The following is a 222-nucleotide window of genomic DNA, read 5'->3' as shown; positions in this document are numbered from 1 at the left end:
CAATCAGATTGCCACCAACCAAAGTGACACCGTTATTAAACGTTGGCGTCGCGTTGTAATCACTACCCGCAGTTGCTGTACCACCACCTAAGTTATAGGCATAAGTCGACGCAATCGTTGTCGCTGCTGACAAGGATACCGTGTAGACCAAGCTCGTACCTTCAACCACATTGTCACCAGCAACACCTGGTGCACCTGGTTCGACTGTCGTGATCGTTGGTT

At 50.0% G+C, this 222-nt stretch carries 1 protein-coding gene; it reads right to left on the bottom strand.

Annotated features, from left to right (window positions below; genetic code table 11):
• Positions 1 to 222 (bottom strand): hypothetical protein (locus H8K33_RS19695; protein ID WP_186892774.1); only part of this gene is annotated, 222 nt, incomplete at both ends.

The sequence above is a fragment of the Affinundibacterium amnicola genome (assembly GCF_014284275.1).
In the GTDB taxonomy this organism is placed as follows: Bacteria; Pseudomonadota; Gammaproteobacteria; order Burkholderiales; family Burkholderiaceae_D; genus Undibacterium; species Undibacterium amnicola.
The sequence above is the reverse complement of the archived record's forward strand: the minus strand, read 5'-3'. Positions and strand labels throughout refer to the sequence as shown.